Annotated in this window: 26 protein-coding genes; 20 read left to right on the top strand and 6 right to left on the bottom strand. The window is 66.0% G+C overall.

What is annotated here, in order from left to right:
• Positions 1–19 precede the first annotated feature (19 nt).
• Positions 20–919: an ATP-binding protein gene (locus FZ033_RS00465; RefSeq protein ID WP_188079219.1), complete on the bottom strand. Its 900-nt coding sequence runs from the start codon at positions 917–919 to the stop codon at positions 20–22.
• A 210-nt stretch (positions 920–1,129) separates the two neighbouring features.
• On the opposite strand from FZ033_RS00465, the gene FZ033_RS00460 reads away from it, so the two are divergent.
• Positions 1,130–1,774 carry a hypothetical protein gene (locus FZ033_RS00460; protein ID WP_149574235.1) on the top strand — a complete coding sequence of 215 codons (645 nt, stop codon included), beginning with the start codon at positions 1,130–1,132 and terminating at the stop codon, positions 1,772–1,774.
• A 12-nt stretch (positions 1,775–1,786) separates the two neighbouring features.
• Here FZ033_RS00460 and FZ033_RS00455 read toward each other — a convergent pair whose 3' ends face one another.
• Positions 1,787–2,623 (bottom strand): sulfite exporter TauE/SafE family protein, encoded by an 837-nt coding sequence (locus FZ033_RS00455; RefSeq protein WP_149574234.1) that lies wholly within the window; start codon positions 2,621–2,623, stop codon positions 1,787–1,789.
• A 139-nt stretch (positions 2,624–2,762) separates the two neighbouring features.
• Complete coding sequence (gene dusA, locus FZ033_RS00450; protein WP_149574233.1) at positions 2,763–3,755, bottom strand: tRNA dihydrouridine(20/20a) synthase DusA; 993 nt, start codon at positions 3,753–3,755, stop codon at positions 2,763–2,765.
• A 112-nt stretch (positions 3,756–3,867) separates the two neighbouring features.
• Between dusA and FZ033_RS00445 the strand changes: the two genes are divergently transcribed.
• Positions 3,868–4,929 (top strand): site-specific integrase, encoded by a 1,062-nt coding sequence (locus FZ033_RS00445; protein WP_149574232.1) that lies wholly within the window; start codon positions 3,868–3,870, stop codon positions 4,927–4,929.
• Positions 4,930–5,021: 92 nt separating this feature from the next.
• On the opposite strand, the gene FZ033_RS00440 is transcribed toward FZ033_RS00445, so the two are convergent.
• Both FZ033_RS00440 and FZ033_RS00435 read right to left on the bottom strand, forming a co-directional pair.
• The gene (locus tag FZ033_RS00440; RefSeq protein WP_149574635.1) at positions 5,022–7,685 is read right to left on the bottom strand and encodes a DEAD/DEAH box helicase; all 2,664 of its coding nucleotides are present in this window, start codon (positions 7,683–7,685) and stop codon (positions 5,022–5,024) included.
• Between the two features lie 11 nt (positions 7,686–7,696).
• Positions 7,697–9,238, bottom strand: a complete 1,542-nt coding sequence (locus FZ033_RS00435) for a site-specific DNA-methyltransferase (RefSeq protein WP_149574231.1) — start codon at positions 9,236–9,238, stop codon at positions 7,697–7,699.
• A 439-nt stretch (positions 9,239–9,677) separates the two neighbouring features.
• Here FZ033_RS00435 and FZ033_RS00430 point away from each other — a divergent pair, with 439 nt between their 5' ends.
• The 9 genes from FZ033_RS00430 (at position 9,678) to FZ033_RS00395 (ending at position 18,207) form a co-directional block, all read left to right on the top strand.
• Positions 9,678–10,871 carry a DUF932 domain-containing protein gene (locus FZ033_RS00430; RefSeq protein ID WP_149574230.1) on the top strand — a complete coding sequence of 398 codons (1,194 nt, stop codon included), beginning with the start codon at positions 9,678–9,680 and terminating at the stop codon, positions 10,869–10,871.
• 166 nt (positions 10,872–11,037) lie between these two features.
• Positions 11,038–13,101: a ParB/RepB/Spo0J family partition protein gene (locus FZ033_RS00425; protein ID WP_149574229.1), complete on the top strand. Its 2,064-nt coding sequence runs from the start codon at positions 11,038–11,040 to the stop codon at positions 13,099–13,101.
• A gap of 61 nt (positions 13,102–13,162) precedes the next feature.
• The gene (locus FZ033_RS00420) at positions 13,163–14,197 is read left to right on the top strand and encodes a DUF7146 domain-containing protein (protein WP_149574228.1); all 1,035 of its coding nucleotides are present in this window, start codon (positions 13,163–13,165) and stop codon (positions 14,195–14,197) included.
• Positions 14,198–14,547: 350 nt separating this feature from the next.
• The gene (locus FZ033_RS00415) at positions 14,548–15,474 is read left to right on the top strand and encodes a DUF2493 domain-containing protein (protein WP_149574634.1); all 927 of its coding nucleotides are present in this window, start codon (positions 14,548–14,550) and stop codon (positions 15,472–15,474) included.
• Positions 15,475–15,559: 85 nt separating this feature from the next.
• Positions 15,560–15,814 (top strand): FitA-like ribbon-helix-helix domain-containing protein, encoded by a 255-nt coding sequence (locus tag FZ033_RS00410; protein ID WP_149574227.1) that lies wholly within the window; start codon positions 15,560–15,562, stop codon positions 15,812–15,814.
• The gene (locus FZ033_RS00405) at positions 15,811–16,233 is read left to right on the top strand and encodes a type II toxin-antitoxin system VapC family toxin (protein ID WP_149574226.1); all 423 of its coding nucleotides are present in this window, start codon (positions 15,811–15,813) and stop codon (positions 16,231–16,233) included. Before FZ033_RS00410 ends, FZ033_RS00405 begins: the two co-directional genes overlap by 4 nt.
• A gap of 281 nt (positions 16,234–16,514) precedes the next feature.
• Positions 16,515–16,682, top strand: coding sequence for a hypothetical protein (locus tag FZ033_RS23920; RefSeq protein WP_188079217.1), 168 nt, complete (start codon positions 16,515–16,517; stop codon positions 16,680–16,682).
• A 123-nt stretch (positions 16,683–16,805) separates the two neighbouring features.
• A complete protein-coding gene (locus FZ033_RS00400) occupies positions 16,806–17,246 on the top strand; it encodes a hypothetical protein (RefSeq protein ID WP_149574225.1) in 441 nt (146 codons plus the stop codon).
• Between the two features lie 634 nt (positions 17,247–17,880).
• Positions 17,881–18,207 carry a DUF736 domain-containing protein gene (locus tag FZ033_RS00395; RefSeq protein ID WP_149574224.1) on the top strand — a complete coding sequence of 109 codons (327 nt, stop codon included), beginning with the start codon at positions 17,881–17,883 and terminating at the stop codon, positions 18,205–18,207.
• 83 nt (positions 18,208–18,290) lie between these two features.
• On the opposite strand, the gene FZ033_RS00390 is transcribed toward FZ033_RS00395, so the two are convergent.
• Positions 18,291–18,539, bottom strand: coding sequence for a helix-turn-helix domain-containing protein (locus FZ033_RS00390; protein ID WP_149574223.1), 249 nt, complete (start codon positions 18,537–18,539; stop codon positions 18,291–18,293).
• Between the two features lie 247 nt (positions 18,540–18,786).
• Between FZ033_RS00390 and FZ033_RS00385 the strand changes: the two genes are divergently transcribed.
• The 9 genes from FZ033_RS00385 to FZ033_RS00350 all read left to right on the top strand — a co-directional run bounded on the left by FZ033_RS00385 (position 18,787) and on the right by FZ033_RS00350 (position 23,384).
• Positions 18,787–19,053, top strand: coding sequence for a DNA -binding domain-containing protein (locus FZ033_RS00385; RefSeq protein ID WP_149574633.1), 267 nt, complete (start codon positions 18,787–18,789; stop codon positions 19,051–19,053).
• Positions 19,054–19,171: 118 nt separating this feature from the next.
• On the top strand, positions 19,172–19,513 hold the full coding sequence (locus FZ033_RS24195; protein ID WP_232847273.1) for a transcriptional regulator domain-containing protein: 342 nt from the start codon (positions 19,172–19,174) through the stop codon (positions 19,511–19,513).
• Positions 19,422–19,904, top strand: coding sequence for a DUF2285 domain-containing protein (locus FZ033_RS24190; RefSeq protein WP_188079262.1), 483 nt, complete (start codon positions 19,422–19,424; stop codon positions 19,902–19,904). The genes FZ033_RS24195 and FZ033_RS24190 overlap by 92 nt, the downstream gene beginning before the upstream one ends.
• Positions 19,905–20,026: 122 nt before the next feature.
• On the top strand, positions 20,027–20,308 hold the full coding sequence (locus FZ033_RS00375) for a helix-turn-helix transcriptional regulator (RefSeq protein WP_132036201.1): 282 nt from the start codon (positions 20,027–20,029) through the stop codon (positions 20,306–20,308).
• A gap of 8 nt (positions 20,309–20,316) precedes the next feature.
• Positions 20,317–21,426 (top strand): replication initiator protein A, encoded by a 1,110-nt coding sequence (locus FZ033_RS00370; protein ID WP_149574222.1) that lies wholly within the window; start codon positions 20,317–20,319, stop codon positions 21,424–21,426.
• A complete protein-coding gene (gene parA / locus FZ033_RS00365; protein ID WP_149574221.1) occupies positions 21,423–22,076 on the top strand; it encodes a ParA family partition ATPase in 654 nt (217 codons plus the stop codon). Before FZ033_RS00370 ends, parA begins: the two co-directional genes overlap by 4 nt.
• Complete coding sequence (locus FZ033_RS00360) at positions 22,073–22,324, top strand: ribbon-helix-helix protein (protein ID WP_149574220.1); 252 nt, start codon at positions 22,073–22,075, stop codon at positions 22,322–22,324. Before parA ends, FZ033_RS00360 begins: the two co-directional genes overlap by 4 nt.
• Positions 22,321–22,842: a DUF2840 domain-containing protein gene (locus FZ033_RS00355; RefSeq protein WP_149574219.1), complete on the top strand. Its 522-nt coding sequence runs from the start codon at positions 22,321–22,323 to the stop codon at positions 22,840–22,842. The genes FZ033_RS00360 and FZ033_RS00355 overlap by 4 nt, the downstream gene beginning before the upstream one ends.
• Positions 22,839–23,384 (top strand): S26 family signal peptidase, encoded by a 546-nt coding sequence (locus FZ033_RS00350; RefSeq protein WP_149574218.1) that lies wholly within the window; start codon positions 22,839–22,841, stop codon positions 23,382–23,384. The genes FZ033_RS00355 and FZ033_RS00350 overlap by 4 nt, the downstream gene beginning before the upstream one ends.

The raw sequence follows: 23,384 nt of genomic DNA, 5'->3' as shown, positions 1-23,384 counted from the left end.
GCGTTTCAGGGCAGGGCGATCAGGCGGCCTTGAGCGGCAGGCCGAGGCGGCCGGCCAGATCTTGAACGAACTGGAAGGCGGTGCGGCCCGAGCGGGCGCCGCGGGTGGTCGCCCATTCCAGCGCCTGCGGCCGCCACTGCTCTTCCGGCACGCCAAGGCCGTGATGGGCCACATAGCCCTCCACCATGGCGAGATATTCGTCCTGGCTGCACTTGTGGAAGCCCAGCCACAGGCCGAACCGGTCGGAGAGGGAGACCTTCTCCTCAACCGCCTCGCCGGGATTGATGGCGGTGGACCGCTCGTTCTCCATCATGTCGCGGGGCAGGAGGTGGCGGCGGTTGGAGGTGGCGTAGAAGATCACATTGTCCGGCCGCCCCTCGATGCCGCCCTCCAGCACCGCCTTGAGGGACTTGTAGGAGGTGTCGTCGGAATCAAACGAGAGGTCGTCGCAGAACACAATGAAGCGGTGTGCCGAAGCCCGCACGAGGCCCATGAGGGCGGGCAGTGCCTCAATGTCCTCGCGGTGGATCTCCACCAGCTTGAGGCGCGCCGGGGCTTGCGCGGCGAGGTCGCGGTTGATGCTGGCGTGGGCCGCCTTCACCAGCGAGCTCTTGCCCATGCCGCGCGCGCCCCACAGGAGCGCATTGTTGGCCGGCAGGCCGCGGGCGAAGCGGGAGGTGTTCTCCACCAATTGGTCGCGCACCCGGTCGATGCCCTGCAGCAGGTCCATCTCCACCCGGTTCACCCGCGGCACCGGCTCGAAGCGCGGCGGCTCGTTGTGCCAGACGAAGGCGTCGGCGGCCTCGAAATCAGGCGTCGGCACGGCGGGCGGGGCAAGGCGCTCCAGCGCATCGGCGATGCGGGCGAGCATCTCAAGCGTTGCGGCGGCGGCGTGCGCGGGGTCGCTCTGTTGTGTCATCTTGATCCTCCCGCGCGGGGATTAGGACGGGCGGCCCGCCGCCGCAAGGCGCCGCCGCGCCGGTGTTGCGCAAAAGCCATGCGGCGCGCGCATGCGCGGAAAATGCCGCGCCGCAGCAATCTTGCCCTAACTTTTCCGCACCCATGATGAAAGTCGTTCCCGCCGCTGCTGCGCGGCGCCGTGTTCCAACCTGCCCGGAGGCCTCCGCCGATGATGCCACGCACCACCGCTGCGCTTCTCCTGCCGGTCGTGCTGTTCGCCGCCGCACCCGTCCGCGCCGATTCCAGCAGCGAGACGAAGAAGACGCTGAATGCCAACGGCAGCGTCTCCATGACCTATTGGAGCGCGGTGGAGGACATTGGCACCGTGTTCGGCATGGATTTGTCCAAGTCGGCGACCAGCGCCGCGCCCGTGGTCGCGTCCGGCGCCAGCGATCTTGGCGGCACGGCCTATGCCAAGGTCACGCTCTCCCAGCTTCCCGACTGGCTGCTGTGGCAGAAGGGAACGGTGAACGTCTCCCTCGATCCCAACGGCGCCAGCGGCAAGGTGGCCACCACCTTCTCGCGCACCGTCACGCTGGCAAGCGGCCTCGACGCGACGCTGGCCGACACCTATCGCGTCGCCTCGGGCACGTCCGAGGCATGGGAGACCGACAAGTCCGTGAGCCTGAAGCTGGTGGAGACCGGCACCACCTTCTCCCTCGCCACCAAGGCCACGCAGGAGACGCCCACCCTGCTGCCGAGCCTCAGCGCGCAGCAGAAGGTGCTGGGCGATATCACCGTCACCACGGCCGTCGCCGACACCGGCTCCACGCTGAACAAGAGCATCACGGCAGGCTTCACCCACCGCTGGTGAGATCCTGGCAGCTCAGCCCCAGATGATGGCGACGAGGAAGCGCGAGGCCACCAGCAGCAGGAACACGCCGAAGCCGATTTCCAGTTGCCGGCGTCCCAGCCGGTGGGCGAGCCGCGCGCCGAACGGCGCCACCAGCGCCGCCACCGGCGCGATGCAGACAAATCCGATCACCGAGACATAGCCCAGCGACAACGGCGGCAGCTGCGACAGGTGCGGCCAGCCGGCGATGGCGTAGCCGATGACACCGGGAATGGGGATGATGATGCCGATGCCGGCTGAGGTGGCCACCGCCGCATGGATCGGCACGCCATAGAGCAGCAGGATATTGGTGGCGATACCGCCCCCTGAAATCCCCACCAGCGACGAGGCCAGGCCGATGACGAAGCCGTAGGCCCGCATGGCGCCCGGCCCCGGCAGGTGCTCGGCGATGCGGATGTCGTTGCGGCCGAGCAGGCTTTTCAGGCCCAGCAGCGAGATGACCACCACGAACACCGCCTGCAGCACCCAGCCCGCCACCACCGCCGCGATGGCGCTGCCGGTGAGGATGCCGACGATGGCCGGCACCCGCCAGTTGCGCACCACGCCGGGCAGCACCGCGCCCTTCTTCATGTGGGCATTGTGGGAGGAGATGGCGGTGGGAATGATGATGGCGAGCGAAGTGCCCACGCACAGCTGCATGCGCAGGCTGTCGTCCACCCCGAGCACGCCGAACACCTCGTACAGCACCGGCACGATGACGCCGCCGCCACCGATGCCCAGCATGCCGGCGATGAGCCCCGTGAGTACCCCGCCCGCCAGCATCGCTCCTGCGAGCATGACGATGTCGTGGGTGGAGATGGAGGCGAGCATGGGGCAGGTCCGGCAAACGTGAGCGGCACAGGGGGCCGCAGGAGTGGCGCGGATCAGCGTCCCTGTCCACCGCCGCGCCCGCATGCGGGCGTTCGGGAGCCGCGCATGGCGTGCAGATCACATCGGAAGGGGAAGGCGATCAGGCCGCCACAGGCTGGCGCCGGCGCACCTCGTCCACGGCCGCGCGCAGCACGTCGAGCCCGGCTCCGGGCCGGATGGCCTCGGTGGAGAGATGGCGGCGGAAGATGCGCGCACCCTTGCGGCCCGTAAACAGGCCCAGCATGTGGCGGGTGATGTCGGAGAGCCGCCCGCCGGCTTCCAGATGGTGCGCCACATAGGGCTCGAACGCCTCCACCGCGGCGAAGCTGTCCGCATGGGGGGCCGGCGCGCCGAACAGCAGCGGGTCCACGCCGAGGAGCAGTTCGGGGTCCTGATAGGCGGCGCGGCCCAGCATCATGCCGTCGAGGCCGCGCGCCTCCTCCATCCCCTGGGCGAGGCTGGCGATGCCGCCATTGAGCGCCACCGGCACATGGGGCAGGCGGGCCTTCAGGCGGCGGACCCGGTCATAGTCGAGGGGCGGGATATCTCGGTTTTCGCGGGGCGACAGGCCCTTCAGCCACGCCTTGCGGGCATGGACGATGAGCGCGTCCGTGCCCGCCGCCACCACGGCGTTCGCGAGCCGGTCGAGGGCCTCCTCCGGGTCCTGGTCGTCCACGCCGATGCGGCATTTGACGGTGACGGGAATGGCGACGACCGCCTTCATGGCGGCGACGCAATCGGCCACGAGGTTGGGCTCGCGCATGAGGCAGGCGCCGAAATTGCCGCCCTGCACCCGGTCGGACGGGCAGCCCACGTTGAGGTTGATCTCGTCGTAACCGTAGTCGGCGCAGATCCGTGCCGCCTGCGCCAACTCTGCCGGATCGCTGCCGCCCAATTGCACCGCCACCGGGTGCTCGTCGGGCGAGAAGCCCAGCAGGCGCGCGCGATCACCGTGGAGGATGGCGGGAGCGGTGACCATCTCCGTATAGAGCCGCGCCTGGCGCGAGAGGGTGCGATGGAAGGCCCGACAATAACGGTCAGTCCAGTCCATCATAGGGGCCGTGGCAAATCTAAATGATTGATTTTTCGACATTATTTCTGTAACTTCAAGGAGTTGGGTCTCGTCGTGTGCACTCGATTTTTCGCCACGATACGCCCCAATTCCCGATTTTTCGACGCGTGAGTGCACACGGAGCGCACACGGATTGGCTACCCTCACTAAACTAAAATCCGGCTCCTGGAGAGCCCAGATCCGTCGGAAGGGGCAGTACGTCAATGAGACGTTCCTGCGCCGCAAGGATGCCGAGGAATGGGCGCTCGACATGGAGCGCCGTATCGACCGCCAGGAACCGGCTGTCACGCGCAGGTCGCGCGACGCGAGACGCTTCCGCGATCTCGTCGCGCTCCATCGCCAGGACATGGCCGAGGTGGGGATCAGGATCGGCCGCTCCAAGGACTTCTGCCTCACCGCCATCGACGAGGCGCTCGGCGCATTGAAAATCGGCGAGCTCGACCGCGAGCGCCTGATCAAATACGGCAAGGACCGCGCGAAGGAAGGGGCTGGCCCGGTCACGGTCAGCATGGACTTCGGGTATATCAAGACCGTGCTCTCCCACGCTGCCGCGGTCCACGGCGTGACCCTCTCGACCGAACCTCTCGATCTCGCGCGCATCGCCCTGAAGCGGCTCGGCCTGATCGGGAAAGGCAAGGAGCGGGATCGCCGACCGACTCAGGATGAGCTTGACCGCATCATCAGAGCGCTGGACGAGAACCCTCGGCAGAATATTCCTGCCGGAAGGATCGTGCGCTTCGCCGTAGCCACCGCGATGCGTCAGGAAGAAATCTGCCGTGTCGAATGGCGCGACTTCGATCCAAGGACGCGGATGCTGCTTATTCGGGACCGCAAGGATCCGCGCAGGAAAGACGGCAACCATCAGCGCATCCCGCTGCTCGACGTGTCCGGCTACGACGCATGCAAGATCATCGAGGAGCAAGGAGCCGCCTTGGGCCGTCGAGAAGGCCGCATCTTCCCCTACAACGGCCGCTCGGTTGGCACCGCATTTCGTCGCCAGTGCCAGGACCTCAAGATCGAGGACCTGCATTTCCACGATTTGCGCCACGAAGGCACCAGCCGGCTGTTCGAGGCCGGCTTCACCATCGAACAGGTGGCTCTCGTGACCGGCCATAAGGACTGGAAGATGCTGCGGCGCTATACCCACCTCAAGCCGGAGGCGCTGCACAGCATCCGGGCTGCGAGAGCGGCTTAGCGTGACCGCCGCGGTTGCGTCGCCTCTGTTGCTGGCGACGGATCAGCCGCGCGTTTGCAGAAGTACGATTCCTCACGAGGTAGAGGTGGCCGTCAACCACCGCTCAACCGATCCATCAACTGCCCGCGCATATCGCGATCTCCCAGTTGCTTTTCAACCACGATGAACACCCCCCTGCCACCGCTGCTCTGCTCCCAGAGCCGGCCGATAGCACGCTTCTCATTGGTGTCGTCGACGCCGCTGCCAGCCAGCAGCGCACCCTTGTATTCGATCACGGCGAGGCGTCCATCGTTCAACTGCGCCACGAAGTCGGGATAGAATCTGCCGCTTGCCGTGGGCAGCCAGAAGGATTGCGGGTGCCGCGCAACATTGCGTAGCCAGAATTTCACCGATGGCAGGCTGTCGATCGCCTGAGCGCACTGGAACTCCTCGCCGTCCAGCGTTCCATCGAAGGCCGGCAGATTGTCCGCGCCAAGGAAGTGCTTACGTGCCCTCCACTTGCCCTCGCGCTGCTTGCGCACGTCGCGATACATCCCGTCCCGGAACTCAAAGCCATCGTCGAAGGAGACCTGCACGTTCGCCTCGGGGGCGAAGAGGTACCGCTGATAGACCTTTCCCTGTTCGGCCTGGCGTATCGCCGCGATCCGCTCAGTGAGCTTGCGAGCCAGAATGAACTTCGTGCGCATCAGCGCCGCGAGGTGAATTTTCCTCGGGCCCGTGAGATAGCCAAGGCAATCACTGAGCCACTTCAGCAGATCGGATTGGTGAATGTCGGGCTGACGCAACTGCCGATCCAGCCAGAGAACCAAACCTTGCGCGGACCAACCTTCAACATCCACGTCGAGCGCGAGTTGCTCCTCCTCGCTGGCGAATTGGTAGCTGACATGCCTGCCGTCCACGTCGATCTCGAAGCTGCGCGCCGTGTCGCGGATGGCGAAGGCGGCCTCGTCAAGGCGCGCCGGCTGCGCGGCGAGCGTCCAGTCATGGAATTCCATGAACAGATCGGCATCGGCGAATTCGAGTTCGCCCTGCACCTCGGCGACAAGGCGCGGCAGCGTGAACCGCTCGCCCTGCTCGGCGGGCGAAAGCTGATCCTTGATGTCGAGCCGGTACTTGCGAACGGCCTCGGAGAAGCCGGAGCGCGCCGCTGCCGGGATCGCCGAGGTGATGGCGGCCTCGATCTCGGGCGCCACACGGCCGGTGACAGCGATTTCGACGGCACCGTCCGCGGTGGGAACAATGGTCACGGCCTCATGCTCCGCCACGGTTGCCAGCGCCTCGGCGACCTCTACGCTCGCTTCCACGGTATGGCGGAACACCGGCGCGGGCTTCTCGCGCGGCGCGAATAGGCCGGTGTCGTCGAGATGGCCCTGCGCCGGCTCGATCACCTCCTGGGCTTCCTGTTCGTCGAAACCCATGTCCACCAGCTTGTCAGTGAGCGCCTTGGCGGCGGCGCCGAAGGAGGCTTCCGAGACATGCGCGTAGGCGCGGTTGAGGGCATCGGCCTTGCGGCGGCGGGCGTATGGCATGCGCAGAACGCGTCCGAGCAACTGCTCTGCGTCCGTGGCGCTGCCAATATTCTGCACCGAACAGAACACATAGGCGAAGGAGCAGTCCCAGCCCTCTTTCAGCGCCTCGACGGTGATGACGTACTCGATTGGACATTTCGGGTCGAACAGGTTAATGCCGTCGAGTTCGCGCTGGTCGCCGGTCGCCACCGCGATGCGCTCGGGCGCGATCTGCTCCACCTCGACGAGATGCGTCTTCAGCGCCTCGACCGTCACCTCGCCATTCTTCGGCTGTGCCTGGAACAGCACGATGGGCCGGATGTAATCGGCTTCGCCCTTGGCCGCCTCCTCAAGCGCGGCGCGGCTGGCAATGGCACCGTTCACCGCGTTCTGCCAGCTGTCGTGCTCGGCGAGGATGATCGGCAGCTTGATCATCTCCGCGTCCTTCAATTCCTGCGCGGTGACGCTGTGCAGGATGTTGGAATTGAAGCGCGGCGTGGCGGTGAACTCGATGATGGCGCACGGGTTCACCCGCGCCTGCATCTCGCGCGAAAGACCGGTGACGGCGTTGTGCGCCTCGTCCACGATCATCAGCGGGCGATGGATGTGCAGCAGATTGGCGAAGGAGAAGCGCGGATCGCCGACCTTGTCAGTGGAACCGTCGCGCTGCTCCAGCCCGGCAGTGGCGGCGGGGATGGTGGAGAAATGCGGCTCCATGTTCTCGTTGTGGGCATAGACCTTGCGGCCTTCGGTGTTGCTGACGCGCAAGGTCTGGATCGTGCCAACCACCACGCAGGCATTATCGCGGATGTCGTGCGGGCGAATCATGGCGAAATCGGCGATGTCGAACACGCGCACGCGGCCCTCGAATACCGCGTCGAGCGCCTGCCGGTAAGGGTGCCGGGTGTTCTTCAGCGCCTCGACGGTTTGCAGCCGGATGGTGTTGGACGGCACCAGCCAGAGCACCAGCGGGAAGTCCTTCTCGATCCACGCATCGCGCGCGACGCCAATGGCATGGGCGGCGAGGATGGTCTTGCCGCCGCCGGTGGGCAGGCGCAGGCAGACATAGGGCGTGCCCGGCAGACCCGCGAGCGGCGCATAGTCGGTGCGGAAGCGTCCAAGGCGCCGCGCCTCCTCTGGCTCGCGGGCGATCGTGTCATAGGCGTTGGCCGGGCCGGCCACGCGCGCCTCTTCCAGAAAGCGGCGGAGAAGGGCGAGCGTGTCGGCCTGATAGGTTTTTAGCTGCATGTCGGCCACTGTCAGCGCCTCGCCTTCACGTCATAGGGCGTCTGCTTGAACGTCACCTGCTCGCGCTCCAGCACTGGCGGGCTGATGCGAGACTGCTCGCCATAGACGGTGAGCGGGCCGGCGAAATCCGGGTCATGCGCGGCAATGGTGGCGCGGATCAGCGCCAGCGTCGCCCGCGTCAGCACATTGCCGCCATCGGGGCGCTTGTCGCCGAGAATGCCGTTATAGAGCAGCGCGAAGGCCCGCCCGTCATGGAAGCCGAGCAGCGGCGTGCCGCTCGTAGCTGTCCACGGCGTGGCAGCTTCGCTGAACCAGATATGGGCGGCGAGCACGGGGAAGCGGATATCGGCGCGGATATGGCCGTCCTCGTCGAACACTGGCGGCCCGAGCCGATAGAAGCGGAAGCCGCCGCCGCCCTGCCAGCCGACGCTTTGCGATATGCCGCCCGGCTCGCCGGCAATCACCTTCTCAAGGCGTGGCGCGCAATGGGTGACGGCATGATCACCCATCTCGATGCCGATATAGCGCCGCCCCATCTTATGCGCGACCGCTGCCGTGGTGCCGGAGCCGAGGAAGGAGTCGAGCACGAGGTCGCCGGGGTTGGTGGCGATGTGGAGGATGCGGTGAAGAAGGCGTTCGGGCTTCGGAGTCATGAAGTTGACATCGCCAAACAAGGCGACGACTTCTTTTTTTGACTCTTGAGTGTTTCCAACCTCTGTATTTAGCCAAAGCGTCTGAGGGACAACGCCTTGCTTTACCTCCGAAAGGAAGCGTTTGATGCGGGGAGTGTTGTCACCGTCCTTACCCCACCAGATGCGTCCATCAGCGTCCATTTCCGCGAACTTCTCTCGCGATACACGCCAGAACATGCCATTCGGTGGGCCCGATATCACGCGGCCAGAAGGGCAAGTTATCGGGTAAGTCCCTGCGCCATAATAATTTCGAGCAGAAACGTCCCCTGAGGTCCAAGGTCCGCGCGGGTCGTTGTCGGGATTCTTATAACTGGCGTTTAATTTATCCGACCTTGGCATGTCATTAGGTCGCCAGAAGTCAGATTTCTTTGCGTAAACAGTTATATAGTCGTGGTCTTCGGAAAAATTCTTCGCCGTATTCTTGGGCGAAAACATTTTTTGCCAGATAACATTGGCTATAAAATTCTTCCGCCCAAATACCTCATCCATGATGACCTTGAGGTAATGCCCCTCATTGTCGTCGATGGACACCCAGATCGAGCCGTCTTCCGCCAGCAACTCACGCAGCAGTTCCAGCCTCGGCCACATCATGGCCAACCACTGCGTATGTTCGAGGTTGTCGTCGTAATGCTCGAAAGCCGAGTGGGTGTTGTAGGGCGGGTCGATATAGATGCACTTCACCTGGCCGGCATAGAAGGGCAGCAGCGCCTTCAGCGCATCGAGATTATCGCCCTGGATCAGCATGTTGCCCGATGCCGGATCGCCGGCGGAAAGCTCCGGCACCTCCTCCAGCAGCCGATAGGGCACGCGCTGCGCGGCGCGGACATCGTCGTCTCGGGTCAGCCAGCTCAGGATTGGCATGCGTCAGGCGTCTCTCAGTCTCGTTTCACGCAGCACTAGCGTTCCGCGCGGCTTCTCTCGCGGTGCGCGCCTTTGCGCTGTCCTGGCGCAGAGATACCCCATCCCGAACCGCCGCGCGCGCTTCTCGGGGACGCGCGGTGCATCAACCCGGTGGAACAAGCCGCCGAGCCCCCCCCCAGAGCCTCAGCAGGATACGCGTCGCGCATATTCGCCTCCTCGTCCCCGAATCAATCAGGCCTGCCAATCAATCTACCCGATCACCTGCCGCGCACTTTCCATCTGGAGACAGCAGTCTCCCCTTAGGGCCTGTCCTTGCTGTATCTTCAGCCGCTCGGAAGCCGGCTTGTCCAGGATAGAGAGTTAGAGATCGGACGAGATTCCGTGACGGGTTGAGGGCTGGGAGAGAGTCTTCCGGCGCCCGTCATGGAGACTGATCCCCATGAACATGCAGGTTCTGGATGCCTGTCACGACGTCGGTGGCGGCTACAAGGTTGATGTCACGCGCGCCGAGCGGGTCGGGCGCGTGTCGTCGGAGTGGTTTTCCCGGCCGGACGACGAACGGTTTCTGTCGCTCGGCGAACTTGCCGCGATGGTTCGGGGCCGTGCCGATCACAGCCGGTCGCGCCTGGTGGAGACGTCCCGCATCCATGTGGAGGCGAGCCGCTCCAATGCCGAGCGGCTGGCCCTGGTCCTGCCTGGGGCGGATGCGCCCGTCGAGCCGAACCATTGGTCCTTCGGCCAGCTCGCGGCCCAGATCGGGGCGCCGGCTGCCTATCTGCGCCAGCTTCCCGCCGCGCTGGCCGGCATCAATCTGCAATATGGCCTGACAGCGCACCGCGCCGAGCAGATCAAGACGTTCGAAACGACCGATGGCCGCGTCGAGCTGCGCGCCGTCACCGGGCCGGACTATGGCCGGATCTATGATCATGAGCTGGTCGAGGCGGTGCAGCGCATCGCCGGCAATGGCACCGGTGACACACGCTGGAAGGTGCCGGGCGTGCTCGACTGGTCCACGGGCATCTACAATCCGCGTGTCGACATCACCAAGGATACGACGACGCTCTACGCCTCCGACCGCGACGTCTTCCTGTTCCTGGTCGATGATCTGAACCCGATCGAGGCCGGGCGGCTGCCCGACGGCGCGCCGGACCTCTATTTCCGGGGATTCTATTGCTGGAACTCGGAGGTGGGGGCCAAGACGCTCGGTATTGCTAGCTTCTATCTGCGTGCCGTCTGCCAGAACCGCAATCTCTGGGGCGTCGAGGATTTCCAGGAGATCACCATCCGCCACTCCAAATACGCGGCCTCCCGCTTCGCGCACGAGGCAGCGCCGGCACTCACCCGCTTCGCCAATTCCTCGCCCATGCCCTTCGTCAACGGCATCAGGGCTGCACGGGAGAAGATCGTCGCGCGCACCGACGAAGACCGCAGCGACTTCCTGCGCAACCGGGGCTTCTCCAAGGCCGAGACCGCCAAGATCATCGACACGGTGCTGGCCGAGGAAGGGCGCAAGCCCGAGAGCATCTTCGACTTCGTGCAGGGCATCACCGCGCTCGCACGCGACAAGCCCCACCAGGATGCGCGGCTCGACCTTGAGGGCCGGGCCAAGAAGCTGCTCGATCGAGCAGCCTGATTCCCGGAAAACCGGAGATGCGGAGATCCGTGTCTCCGGCTTTGTGTCTTTCCGCTTCTGCGGTTCTGCGGCGTCACCCTCCAGAGTGAGAGGGCGGCGCTGCGGTTCGTGACGGGTTGGAGGCCGAGAGAGAGGCTCTTGGCCGCCCGTCGCGGAGGTGCCTTCCATGGCGACCAATGTTCAGAAGATCATTCTCTCGCCCTCGCGTGACATCCCCTTCAACAAGCTCCTGCTCAGCCAGTCGAACGTCCGGCGCATCAAGGCCGGGGTCTCGGTCGAGGAGCTGGCCGAGGACATTGCCCGCCGTGGCCTGCTGCAGGGCCTCAGCGTTCGACCTGTCGTCGATGGCGCCGGCGTCGAGACCGGCATGTTCGAGATTCCGGCCGGCGGGCGGCGCTATCGGGCGCTGGAACTGCTGGTAAAGCAGAAGCGCCTCGCCAAGACCGCGCCGGTGCCCTGCGTCATCCGGGAGGGAGGCATCGCCGAGGAGGATTCACTCGCCGAGAACATCCAGCGCGCGCCGCTGCATCCGCTCGACCAGTTCCGCGCCTTCCTCGCCCTGCGTGAGAAGGGCCAGTCCGAGGAAGAGATTGCGGCTGCCTTCTTCGTCTCCATCGGCGTGGTCAAGCAGCGCCTCAAGATCGCCTCGGTCTCCCCGGTGCTGCTGGAGGTCTATGCCGAGGACGGCATGACGCTCGACCAGCTCATGGCCTTCACCGTCTCCGGCGACCATGCGCGCCAGGAACAGGTCTTCGAGCGGCTGAAGACCTCCTATGACAAGCAGCCCTATGCCATCCGCCGCATGCTGACCGAAGGGGCGGTGCGTGCCTGTGACAAGCGCGCCCAGTTCATCGGCCTCGAGGCCTATGTCGAGGCGGGCGGCACCATCCTGCGCGACCTGTTCCAGGGCGACGACGGCGGCTGGCTGCAGGATGTCGCGCTTGTCGACCGGCTGGTGGCCGAGAAGCTCAAGGCCGAGGCGGACGCTGTCACCATGGAGGGGTGGAAGTGGGTCGAGATGGCCCCTGACTTCGCCTATGGCCACACCTACGGCCTGCGACAGCTGCGCGGCGAGACCATCCCGCTCACCACTGAGGAGGAAGCGAGCCGCGATGCCCTCCAGGCGGAATATGATCGCCTGTCCACGGAATACGCCGAGGCGGATGAACTGCCGGACGAGGTCGACGCGCGGCTCGGCGAGATCGAGACGGCGATCGAAGCCTTCGAGGCGCGTCCGATCGCCTTCGATCCGGCGGAGGCGGCGCGCGCCGGCGCCTTCGTCAGCATCGCCCATGATGGGTCGGTGCGCATTGAGCGCGGCCATGTGCGGCCGGAGGACGAACGGCCGGTGGAGCTCGAAGTCGCCACGGAAGACGCCGGCCCGCATCTTGTTGCGGCTTCGGCCACAAGGGCGAATGATGCCGTTACGGTGGAGGCACCGATCTCGGATTCCGAAGAGGACGAAGGGCCGTCTGCGCTCTCGGACCGGCTGATGACCGAGCTGACCTCGCACCGCACGCTCGGCCTGCGCCAGGCGCTGGGCGAGCGGCCCGATGTCGCCTTCCTCGCGGCCCTGCATGCCCTGACGCTGAAGAGCTTCTATCGCTACGGCTCGGATAGCTGCCTCGAACTCGACCTGAAGTGCGTGGCTTTCAGCGCGCAAGCGCCGGGGCTGAACGACAGCGCATCGGCCGCGGCGATCCAGGCCCGGCATGAGGGATGGGCGAAGGTCCTGCCGAATGACTCCGCCGATCTGTGGGATGCGCTGCACGACTGGGACAGCGACAGCCGCTCCGGCCTGTTCGCCCATGTAGTGAGCCTGTCGGTGAATGCTGTTCATGAGACCTGGAACCGACGCCCCCGCGCACTTCACCATGCCGATCAGCTCGCCCGCGCCGTCGACCTCGACATGGCGGCCGCCGGGTGGAAGCCGACCGTGGACAATTTCCTCGGCCGCGTGACCAAGGCCCGCATTCTGCAGGCGGTGAGCGAGGCGAAGGGGCCACGCGCGGCCGAGCGCATCGCGCACCTGAAGAAGGGCGAGATGGCCCGTGAGGCCGAAACGCTGCTGGCGGATACCGGCTGGCTGCCGGAACCGCTGCGCGGAGCCGAACCCGCCGTTGGCGAAGATACGGCGGCGCAGGACGGCACAACGGCCATGGGCGAAGCCGAGTGTCTTGAGGATACTGAGGACTCCACGGACATCCCCCCTGCCGTGGCGGCGGAGTAACCCTCGACACGATCTCGGCCCGCCGGCTCTGTCGGCGGGCCTTTGTTTTGAAAAGCTCGCCATGTCCGGGATTGCTCACGATCTGTCGCGCCGGCTCGCCGATCGGGCGGAAGCGGCCTGCCGTCACTATCTCTCCAATGGACGCCGGGAGGGTCGTTACTGGCTGGTCGGCGATATCAGAAACACGCCCGGCCGCTCGCTCTTTGTCCGGCTCCAGGCATCCGCGAAAGGGCCGGCGGGCAAATGGACCGATGCCGCCACCGGAGAACATGGCGATCTTCTCGACGTCATCCGCGGATCGCTCGGTCTCACCGACTTCATTGACGTTGCCAAGGAAGCGCGGACCTTTCTCAACCTGCCGCATCCCGAACCGGAGCCCACATCACCACGTCGCCGTGTCCTGCCGGCTCCATCAGGGTCGGTCGATGCGGCACGGCGGCTGTTCGCCATGTCGCAGCCCATCGCCGGGACCATCGCAGAGACGTATTTGCGCCGACGCGGCATCACGCTTTTGCACGGAACCGGAAACCTGCGCTTCCATCCGCGCTGCTACTACAAGCCCGACGACGGCCCGACGGAGGCGTGGCCCGCGATGATCGCCGCCGTCACCGATCTCACCGGTAGGATCACCGGCGCACACCGCACCTGGCTCGCCCCCGACGGTTCGGACAAGGCTCCAGTCAACACGCCGCGCAAGGCGATGGGTGATCTGCTTGGGTCTACCGTTCGCATCGGTGTGCCCGACAGCGTGATGGCAGCGGGCGAAGGCATCGAGACCATGCTGTCGATCCGGCAGGTTCTGCCCGACATGGCGATGGCGCCGGCGCTCTCGGCCGCGCATCTGGCCGCCATCCTGTTCCCGCCTGCCTTGAGGCGGCTTTATATCGTCCGCGACAACGATCCTGCCGGTGACGCCGCGCGGGACATGCTGATGGAACGGGCGAACGCCGAGGGCATCGAGGCCATTCCATTGTCGCCAGCACTTGGGGACTTCAACGAGGATCTCCAGCAGCTCGGTATCGATACCCTGCGGACGGGCGTTCGGGTGCAACTCGCACCGGAAGATGTCGTGCGCTTCATGAGCCTGGCCCCATAGCCGAAACGTGCTGAACCGCGAGACGTGGCTGCCATACCCGCAAGGATGCGTCAGCCCATGGAAAGGACCGCGCCTTGCGCCTTCGAGAGGGCGATCGGCCGTCAGCCGGGCCGGATCGGCAATGGCTGCCGCCGACGATTATCCGGCGGCGCAAGTCCACCCCACGCGGCAGGCCGCGCGGGGACCCCGAACCAACGCCTTTCCATCGCGAAGCAAAATCGCCGGCTTGTCGCCATCCTCCGCTGCGCTTCGGCCCTGCCGCTTCGCTCCGGGTGCAGCTCCGTCCCGCCCGACGGCTTCGTCGCCATGAAGGCCGCCACGGCAAGCGGTCCAAACCGACGGAGCATCCCATGAGCACGCATGACGACCACGAGCCGCACCACGTCTCATCCCCGACCGACCACCTGATCCAGGAGTTGCAGCTCCACGGCCATCGTCCTTCCGAGGACGAGCGCGACCAGCGCCCGCCACCGGAGGACCGCCTCATCGAAGGAGCCATTGCCGACATCTTCGACGCCCTCGTTGCCACGATCACCGACACCAGCCTCGATGCCGAGCTTCCCGATCTCCTCTGGTCGACCGTCAACATGTTCCACCGCGCCGTGGACCGGATCGAGCAGAAGCTCGACGACAACGAGCAGGCCCAGAAGCAGCTTCAGCATGAACAGGACGGCTCCGAGGTGAAGTCACTGGAGCTCGAGCGCCTGATGGACATCGGCATTAACCTGATCGGCCGGCGCGACGGCATGGAAGCCTTCCGCGAGGCCGCCGCCGACCGCTACCGTATCGCCACCGGCTCTCCCTGGACGCCACGGGCCGGATCACGGGTCAACCATCGCCACCTCACCGCGGCACTGATCGATAGCCGGGATTTCCTCGCGGCCAGAAGGCGTGCCGACACTGAGGTGCTTGTGCCCGCAGGGCCAAAGATCGCCTTCTCGGGCGGCGACACCGCCGATCACCGGCAGATCTGGGCCAAGCTCGATCAGATCCACGCCAAGCACCCGGACATGGTGCTGCTGCATGGCGGCTCGCCCAAGGGCGCCGAAAAGATCGCGTCCCTCTGGGCCGACAGCCGCAAGGTGCCGCAGGTGGCCTTCAAACCTGACTGGACGAGGCACGCCAAGGCCGCGCCCTTCAAGCGCAACGATGAGATGTTGAACGTGGTGCCGATCGGCGTCGTAATCCTCCCCGGCACCGGCATTCAGGACAACCTCGCCGACAAGGCCCGCAAGATGGGCATCCCGGTCTATCGGTTCGGAACTGGCGGCGCATAAGCGCCGCCAAACCCACCATCTTGAAAATGATGGCGGCTTCTCTATTTTGCTATCAACGCTATCAGATGTGCTGGGAGGCGCCATCATGCCCGCAGTGACGATCCGCAACCTCTCCGAGGCGACGCACCGTGCCCTCAAGGTGCGCGCGGCACAGCATGGCCGCAGCACCGAAGCGGAGATGCGCGACATCCTGGAGACCGCCGTTCGCCCTGACACGCGCCTGCGGCTCGGCACGGCGCTCGCGGAACGCAGCCGCCGCCTCGGCCTGACCAATGAGGACATCGACGCCCTCAGCCCGGCGCGCGACAGGATGCCCGCCGAGCCGATGAGCTTCGAATGATCCTTCTCGACACCAACGTCATCTCGGAGGCGATGAAGCCCGCCCCCGACGACACCGTTCGGGCGTGGCTCGACGAGCAGGCGGCCGAGACGCTCTATCTCTCCAGCGTCACCATCGGCGAACTGTTGTACGGCATAGGCGCGCTGCCCACTAGCAAGCGCAAAGACCGGCTGACCGAGGCCCTGGACGGGGTGATGGAACTGTTCGCTGACCGCGTCCTGCCGTTCGATATCGCTGCCGCACGACACTATGCCGACCTCGCCGTGAAAGCGCGCACGGCCGGGAAGGGCTTTCCGACGCCTGACGGCTATATCGCCGCAATCGCAGCCTCTCGGGGCTTCGCTGTGGCCACGCGCGATACCAGCGCGTTCGACGCCGCCGGTGTGGCGGTCATCAATCCGTGGAACGTGGAACGCTGACGACCTGCCACGGAAGCAGGTGTTGGACCTGACAACCCAGCGGAAGCGACCTGCGCAGTAACCCGCCATCACGGTCTCCTGACCGGACGACCATCCCCGCTTCACGACGCTGATCCTTGGGTCCAGCCGATGGCCTGACGCCATCAACCCATGAAGGGTCGGACTACGCTGCGCGTGCCGCCGCTCCGGCTGCGCCGGACACGGTGATTGCGGCCACCGGCCGGCCCTTTCGGGCGCCTGTCAGCGGGGGATGGACCTCCGCTCGCGCAGGAGCCAGGTCGATGTCCGCCCAGATCGCTCACGCCTTCGCCTTCAGCCTCGCCACCACCCTGATGGCCACCGTCGTCATCTTCCGCGCCGGCGACGGCACGCTCTCCGTCGCCCCGGCTGCCGAATATGACGGAGACGAAGCCGCCATCGTCCGGGAAATCGACCCCTTCGCCTCTTGAGAGGCGAGCAGGCCGCCATGAACGGCGGAGACGGCGTGCGCTCGTGCTCTGACGCCAACGCCAATCCCGCCGGTGCATCGTGGTGGTGGAGGCGCATCGGTCTGATTTTATGGAGCGGCCCCCATGATCTTCATCGGCATTCTCCTCAGCATGGCGACGATCGCATTCCTCTGCTGGCTGCTCCTCACGCTGGCGGTATTCGCGTTGCCGCTGTTTGCGGGCATCACGGCGGGCACATGGGCCTATGGCACCGGCGCCGGATGGCTCGGCGTTCTTGTTGTCTGCCTTGCCGCCGCTGGCCTGACTTGCGGCCTCGGCCAGTTCCTGTTCGCGATCGTCCGCCCGATCTGGGCGCGCCTGCTCATCGCCGCCGCATTCGTCGTCCCGGCCGCGGTGGCGGGCTTCCACGCCACCCATGGCATCGTGAAGCACACCATGCCCTCCCAGCCGTGGCAGATGGTGCTTTCGATCATCGGAGCCGGCGTGGTCGGCATCGTCGCCTTCGTGCGCATCACCGGAAGGAAGGCGTTCCGCCCTTCTGACGGGCACAGCTCCCCTCCCTGACACCGCAAAATCCGCTCGGCGCACCAGAAGGCGAATGACATAGCGTCCGCGTCAAAGGGCTGGGCCGGGAGGGAGCGGAAGCCCAGAGCGTCCGTTTCGCCATCCTGTACGGCAGAGTTAGCGCGCGCGGAAAACGGCGGCCGCGTTGCTGTCGACAGGCCCTAGGGGTGGAGCATTCGCGGCGTTGGCGGAACGGGGAATGCGCAGCTTGGCCAAGCTCAGGGTATCGTCCGCCGATGCTCGCCGGTCCGGTCTCTATATCCGGCGCGAGCCCAAACCATCTCCCTCATCCATCCGCCCGTGCCCACTCCAGACGGCCTCTTCAATGGCCTGATCTGGCCGAAGGACGGCTGCGCCTCGAGCGCCTGTGCCACAACGGCTGGGCCCGACTTTCTTCCCCTGCCGACGCCCACTCCGCGCGCTGAGCCGCGCGGGGCCCCGGATCGCCGTCATTCCTCGCGAAGCAACAAAGTCGCGCCTGCGCCGTCCTCCGCTGCGCTGCGGTCGCAATCCTCACCCCATCGCGCCAGCGCGACGGGGGCCCCGAGGCGATGCGGCGTCGCTCGCCTTCTGCCTTTCGATCGCCATCGAGGCCGCAATGGTGCGGGCTCAGAAGACAGAACGGAGACGGAACATGGCCACCATCGGCACCTTCAGGAAGACCGGCACCAACGAGTTCACCGGCGACATCGTGACCCTCGGCGTGCAGGCCCGGAGCGTGCGCATCATCCCCGACACCCGCGCCACCGGCGAAAACGCCCCCAGCCATCGGGTCCTGGTCGGCCGCGCCGAGATCGGAGCCGCCTGGTCCAAGCGCTCCACCGAGGGCCGCGACTATCTGGGCCTCAAGCTCGACGATCCGAGCTTCACCGCCCCCATCTACGCCAACCTCTTTGATGACGAGGACGGAGAGACCTTCTCCCTCATCTGGTCGCGCCCCAACGGGCGCCGCAGCGACTGACGTACGGGCTGCGCCCCCCGGCCGACAAGGCCGGGGGTGCTCTCCATCGAAAAGCGGGAATACGCGATGGCTCCAATAGAGCCCTACTTGTCGTCCTCACGATCGATCTCGGTCGGCCCTTTCGGCGGGCGCAGGAGCAGGTCGGAGGCCTCGACGCCGAGAACCGAGGCTAGCCGCTCCACCACATCGATGCTGGCGTTGTAAACGCACCGCTCGAGCGAGCTGACATAGGTGCGATCAATGCCCGCGAGGTGCGCAAGCTCCTCCTGCGACAGCCTCTTGGCCAGCCGCAAGGCCTTCAGATTGCGCGCGAACACCTCTCGGATCTCCATGGCCGAGAGAGCAGTCGCTTGATGAGTATTTCACCACGGAGTATTCTCTACATCGCACTGACGACAGTGTGGGCGGCGGTCGCAGTGTGCCTCGCATCGTCAGTGCCAAGAGACCGTAAATCAGCTTTGCGCACCGGCGACGCGGCGTTCGGCTTTGTGAGCACCCATGATAGAATGATCCCAAATGCAGCCCCATACCGTCGCCGACGGCTCGGCCTGCGACAGAAGAAACGGCAGCCTGCGGGAGATGGACGTGGCCAAGGCGTTTGATGATAAGGCGCCGTCTGTTCAGAAACTGACTGCCTATGACCGCACCCATATCAAGCTCTATATGCGCCTCCTCGACGCGACCACTGAGGGAGCCGACTGGCAGGAAGTGGTGATTGTCCTGTTCGGGATTGATCCGGCGCAGGAACCTGCCCGAGCCCGCGCGGTGCATGACAGCCATTTGGAGCGCGCACGCTGGCTCGCCCAGACAGGCTATCGCGATCTGCTCCCGCATCGTGTGAACTGAAGCCCCCAGTGCAGGTGATGCGCGCACCGCATCACCTGTTGCCTGTCGGGTGAGTTCTGCCTCGCGATGCAATCCTTAATTGCTGATCCCAACGGCATGTACCGTCTGGGAGTCGATCATGAAGCCCGATACGTCGCGCTGGCGAGACAGTCTGACCTACGACTATTTCGATGATCTCTCTGTGGAGGGATTGGCCTGGGAGTGCCTGAGGCGGGATCCATCCTACCAGCAGGCCTATCGCGGCCTCATGGAGACCGGCAATTCGGCAGCGCCGCTGCCAGCCGAGGCCGAACATCTCTGGGGGTTGCGATGTTGCCGCGAGACCCTCGCTTCCCGCGACCCGGCAGCTTGTCTACTGGTCCCCGCGGATCAACCCGGCCGTCACCGTCCTGACAGAGCTTCCCGACTATCTGCTGGGCACCGGCACGACGCCGCAGGCTGTACCTGCCGAAGCACCTGATCATGCAGCGCCGCCGCATCTTTCGCTTTCTAGCGTTGGCCCCGGCGTACCGATTGCCGCCCTGATCCCCTTCGACGATGACCTGCCCGGCCGCATCGAGGCGCTGAACCGCCTCTGGCATGCGCACCGTGGAAGGCGCGTGCCGCCCGACACCCGCATGACCCGCCAGCAGCGTGCGCGCCTGCGGCGGATGCTTCAAGCCTGCGACGGGCGAAACCGGGGCGCGAGCTACCGCGACATTGCCGAGGCCATCTTCGGCACAGAGCGGGTCGCGGCCGATCCCTGGAAGACGTCTCCCTTGCGCGACCGCGTCATAGGCCTTGTGGAAGGCGGCACCGGCCTGATCGCCGGCGGCTATCTGCGGCTGTTCCGTCACCGCCGCCGCGCGTGACGAGGTGGGGATTTTAGCCCCCCAATCTTCCCCATCCCTCCCGACATTCCTCCTCCGCCACCGTGGTCACCGTCCGCCGCCGCACTCCGGCGGCTCCCGCCACGCCCACGGAGGCCCGCTCCATGCGACCCGATCTCGCCACCCTCCCGCCGCGCTACCTGCGCACCAAGGAAGCCGCTGAGTTTCTCAGCCTGTCGGCCCGCACGCTGGAAAAGCACCGCACCTATGGCACCGGTCCCGCCTATCGCAAGCTCGGCGGGCGTGTCGTCTATTCCATCGACGACCTGCAGGCCTGGACCGAGCGCGGGGCCGTCACCTCGACCTCCGATCCGCGCGGCACCGTCCTGCCGGCCAAGCGCCATGCGCTTGCCGCCGGTTCGTTCGCCGGCCGCGCCGCGCGCTGAACACTCCCATGGCGGCGCGGCATCACAGCCTCTCGGAGCGCGGGCAGCTCGATCTGTTCCGCGCCCTGCCGGGCGACTTCGCGCCACGAGATGCGCAGGATCTCATGGCCTATCCCTTCTTCTCCCTCTCCAAGACGCCGCGCGTCGCGCCGATCGATTTCCGGACCGGCAGCATCGCCATCCGGGTCGAGGCCGTGCCCGACCACGGCATGGCGACGATCTGGGACGCCGACATTCTCATCTGGGCGGCCAGCCAGATCGTCGAGGCGCGCGACGCGGGGCTGCGCACCTCGCGCCTGATGGCGGCGACGCCCTATGAGATCCTCACTTTCGTCGGGCGCGGCACCTCGTTGCGGGATTATCAGCGCCTCAAGGCCGCGCTCGACCGCCTCCAGTCCACGACCGTCTCGACCACCATCCGCCAGCCGGCGGAGGGGCGCCGGCACCGCTTCTCCTGGATCAATGAATGGCAGGAGCGCACCGACCGCAACGGCCGGCCTGATGGTGTCGACCTCATCCTGCCGGACTGGTTCTACCGCGCCGTGCTCGACGACGCGCTCGTGCTCACCATCGACCGCGCCTATTTCGGGCTGACGGGCGGACTGGAGCGCTGGCTCTACCGTCTGGTGCGCAAGCATGGCGGGCGGCAACAGGACGGGTGGCGGTTCGATTTCCGGCACCTGCACCAGAAATCGGGCAGCCTGTCGCCGTTCAAGCGCTTCGCCTTCGAACTCAGGGATCTGATCCGGCGCCAGCCACTTCCCGGCTACGTGCTGTTCGTTGAGGTCGAGGTCAGCGGCCGGCTGCTGCTCGCCTTCGAGCCAGCCGCGCCCTGTGGACAACCTGTGGATAGCCTCGTGCTATCGGGAACCCGGACTATCGTGCCATCGGGAACCGGTGCCTCGTGCTATCAGGAACCCAAACAGGCCTTAACTCCCTGTTCTGCATCAGAAAATCGCCCCCTTAACTTAGAGTCTAACCTAGAATCTAACTTTAAGAGGCGCGCGAGCGCTTTTGTGAGCGCCGCAGATCAGCACCGGCTGGGGGCAAAGTGGCCGGGAAAGACGCCGCCTGAGAGCGTCTTGCAGACGCCCCCTCGCTCGAGGGGGCATCGATGATCGTCGCGCTCCTCAACCAGAAAGGCGGGGTCGGCAAGACGACGCTGGCGCTGCATCTTGCCGGACAATGGGCCCAGCATGGACTCCGGATCACGCTGATCGATGCCGATCCGCAGGGCTCCAGCCTCGACTGGTCGCAGCAGCGCAGCCGCGAGGGCCTGCCTCGGCTGTTCGGCATCGTTGGGCTCGCCCGCGACACGCTGCATCGTGAAGCGCCGGAGCTTGCGCGTGACGCCGATCACATCGTCATCGATGGACCGCCCCGTGTCGCGGGGCTGATGCGCTCGGCATTGCTTGCCGCCGACCTGGTGCTGATCCCCGTGCAGCCCTCGCCCTTCGACGGCTGGGCCTCGGCCGAGATGCTGGCGCTGATCCGCGAGGCGCGGATCTACCGCCCGGCGCTGTTGGTCCGGTTCGTCCTGAACCGCTGCGGCGCGCGCACCGTTCTCGCCCGAGAAACTGCGCGGACGCTGGCCGACCACGATCCCCCGGCGCTCACCAGCACCATCGGTCAGCGCATCGCCTTTGCGGCGGCCGCGCAATCCGGACGTCTCGTCTTCGAGCGCGACGATGCGGGGTCAGCGACGCGCGAGATCGCTGCGTTGATCGCCGAGATCAATGGTCTCGACCTCGGGAGGCTCGCGCCATGAGCGAGCGCCCGACCCGCCGCGATTTTGCCTCCCGGCCTGCGGATCCCGAGCACTGGGTCAAGGCGGCGGATGTCGCGCCAGAGCACCGGCCCGGCGCCGCGTTCACCGCGCGCCTCACCATTGATGTGACGCCCGACCTGCGCGGGCGGATCAAGGTCGCCGCCTTCCGGCGTGGCGTCACCGTCGCCGAGATGCTGCGCGACCTCCTCGCGCGCGAATTCCCTCCCCAATCTGGAGACCAGCCATGAGCGCGGCGTTTGCGCCCCGTGCGGCAAGCACGGCATTCGCACCTGTTCCCCCGTCCGATGCCGTGACCCATGTCGAGCTGACCCATATCGAGAAGCGCATCGAGAACTGGATCCGCTTCGGCCATCACGCGCATGAGCAGCTATTGGATCGCCGCCGGCGCATCCTGTCTTTCCCTCCCGGCTGCATCTTCGCCTTTGTCCGATGGGCGTCGAACGACTTCGGCACCGTGGCCTCCCGCCTCGACATCGTGCGCTGCGTGGCGCCGGGCGAAGGCTACCAGACACTGCCATTCGTGCGCCCCGGCGGCGACATCCTGCTGCGGGTGGATGGCTGGCCGAAGGTCGAGAAAATCCTCCAGCACATCGACGCCATCGAGGCGATCGGCATTGATCCGGCGACCGTCGCTCCTGACCATTGGGGTCACGTCGCCCACCGCATGAGCGTCGGCTTCGAGCCGCGCGCCTACACGATCAAGCGCCATCAGGCGTGGCTGAAGCGGCGGGAGTGCGGACAATGAGCCGCGCCGCCTATGGGATCATGACGACGGTCGCCAGCGTCGGCGTGGCCTACGCCGCCACGCTGCCGACGCCGCTCAAGCTGATCTGGAATGTCTCGGCGAGCGTTCCTGTCGGGCTCTACTCGGTCGAGCCGGCGGATCATCTCGAGATCACCGATCTGGTCGCGGTAATTCCACCGCCACCGCTCGCCGCGTTCCTCATCGCACGTGGCTATATCGGCGAAGGCACACCACTGCTGAAGCGCGTGATGGGGCTTCCGGGGCAGGTTGTCTGCCGCCTCAGCGACGCCATCACTGTCGATGGCGTGCCATTGGGCGAAGCGCTGCCGCGTGACCGCATGGGTCGCGATCTGCCGGTCTGGCAGGGCTGCCGGCGTATCGCGCCTGGCGAACTGTTCCTGATGAACCCGGATGTCGGCGACAGTCTGGATGGGCGATACTTCGGCCTGATCCCGGCTACGGCCATCATCGGCCGTGCGATGCCAGTGCTCACGGATGAAGCCGGCGACGGCGCCTTCATCTGGCGCGCGGCGGTGCGCTAA

Origin of the sequence: Xanthobacter oligotrophicus, from assembly GCF_008364685.1 — a bacterium.
Lineage (GTDB): Bacteria > Pseudomonadota > Alphaproteobacteria > Rhizobiales > Xanthobacteraceae > Xanthobacter > Xanthobacter oligotrophicus.
This window is presented reverse-complemented; position numbering and strand designations above follow the sequence as displayed.

Excerpts from the sequence above, each read along its gene's own strand:
- FZ033_RS00355 (WP_149574219.1), top strand. The coding sequence starts at position 22,321 with ATGAGCGCGGCGTTTGCGCCCCGTGCGGCAAGCACGGCATTCGCACCT.
- FZ033_RS00415 (WP_149574634.1), top strand. The coding sequence starts at position 14,548 with ATGAGCACGCATGACGACCACGAGCCGCACCACGTCTCATCCCCGACC.
- FZ033_RS00455 (WP_149574234.1), bottom strand. The coding sequence starts at position 2,623 with ATGCTCGCCTCCATCTCCACCCACGACATCGTCATGCTCGCAGGAGCG.
- FZ033_RS00360 (WP_149574220.1), top strand. The coding sequence starts at position 22,073 with ATGAGCGAGCGCCCGACCCGCCGCGATTTTGCCTCCCGGCCTGCGGAT.
- FZ033_RS00460 (WP_149574235.1), top strand. The coding sequence starts at position 1,130 with ATGATGCCACGCACCACCGCTGCGCTTCTCCTGCCGGTCGTGCTGTTC.
- FZ033_RS24195 (WP_232847273.1), top strand. The coding sequence starts at position 19,172 with ATGAAGCCCGATACGTCGCGCTGGCGAGACAGTCTGACCTACGACTAT.
- FZ033_RS00400 (WP_149574225.1), top strand. The coding sequence starts at position 16,806 with ATGATCTTCATCGGCATTCTCCTCAGCATGGCGACGATCGCATTCCTC.
- FZ033_RS00425 (WP_149574229.1), top strand. The coding sequence starts at position 11,038 with ATGGCGACCAATGTTCAGAAGATCATTCTCTCGCCCTCGCGTGACATC.
- FZ033_RS00410 (WP_149574227.1), top strand. The coding sequence starts at position 15,560 with ATGCCCGCAGTGACGATCCGCAACCTCTCCGAGGCGACGCACCGTGCC.
- FZ033_RS00385 (WP_149574633.1), top strand. The coding sequence starts at position 18,787 with ATGGACGTGGCCAAGGCGTTTGATGATAAGGCGCCGTCTGTTCAGAAA.
- FZ033_RS00440 (WP_149574635.1), bottom strand. The coding sequence starts at position 7,685 with ATGCAGCTAAAAACCTATCAGGCCGACACGCTCGCCCTTCTCCGCCGC.
- parA (WP_149574221.1), top strand. The coding sequence starts at position 21,423 with ATGATCGTCGCGCTCCTCAACCAGAAAGGCGGGGTCGGCAAGACGACG.
- FZ033_RS00465 (WP_188079219.1), bottom strand. The coding sequence starts at position 919 with ATGACACAACAGAGCGACCCCGCGCACGCCGCCGCCGCAACGCTTGAG.
- FZ033_RS23920 (WP_188079217.1), top strand. The coding sequence starts at position 16,515 with ATGTCCGCCCAGATCGCTCACGCCTTCGCCTTCAGCCTCGCCACCACC.
- FZ033_RS00420 (WP_149574228.1), top strand. The coding sequence starts at position 13,163 with ATGTCCGGGATTGCTCACGATCTGTCGCGCCGGCTCGCCGATCGGGCG.
- FZ033_RS00390 (WP_149574223.1), bottom strand. The coding sequence starts at position 18,539 with ATGGAGATCCGAGAGGTGTTCGCGCGCAATCTGAAGGCCTTGCGGCTG.
- FZ033_RS00435 (WP_149574231.1), bottom strand. The coding sequence starts at position 9,238 with ATGCCAATCCTGAGCTGGCTGACCCGAGACGACGATGTCCGCGCCGCG.
- FZ033_RS00375 (WP_132036201.1), top strand. The coding sequence starts at position 20,027 with ATGCGACCCGATCTCGCCACCCTCCCGCCGCGCTACCTGCGCACCAAG.
- FZ033_RS00370 (WP_149574222.1), top strand. The coding sequence starts at position 20,317 with ATGGCGGCGCGGCATCACAGCCTCTCGGAGCGCGGGCAGCTCGATCTG.
- dusA (WP_149574233.1), bottom strand. The coding sequence starts at position 3,755 with ATGTCGAAAAATCAATCATTTAGATTTGCCACGGCCCCTATGATGGAC.
- FZ033_RS00405 (WP_149574226.1), top strand. The coding sequence starts at position 15,811 with ATGATCCTTCTCGACACCAACGTCATCTCGGAGGCGATGAAGCCCGCC.
- FZ033_RS00350 (WP_149574218.1), top strand. The coding sequence starts at position 22,839 with ATGAGCCGCGCCGCCTATGGGATCATGACGACGGTCGCCAGCGTCGGC.
- FZ033_RS00395 (WP_149574224.1), top strand. The coding sequence starts at position 17,881 with ATGGCCACCATCGGCACCTTCAGGAAGACCGGCACCAACGAGTTCACC.
- FZ033_RS00430 (WP_149574230.1), top strand. The coding sequence starts at position 9,678 with ATGAACATGCAGGTTCTGGATGCCTGTCACGACGTCGGTGGCGGCTAC.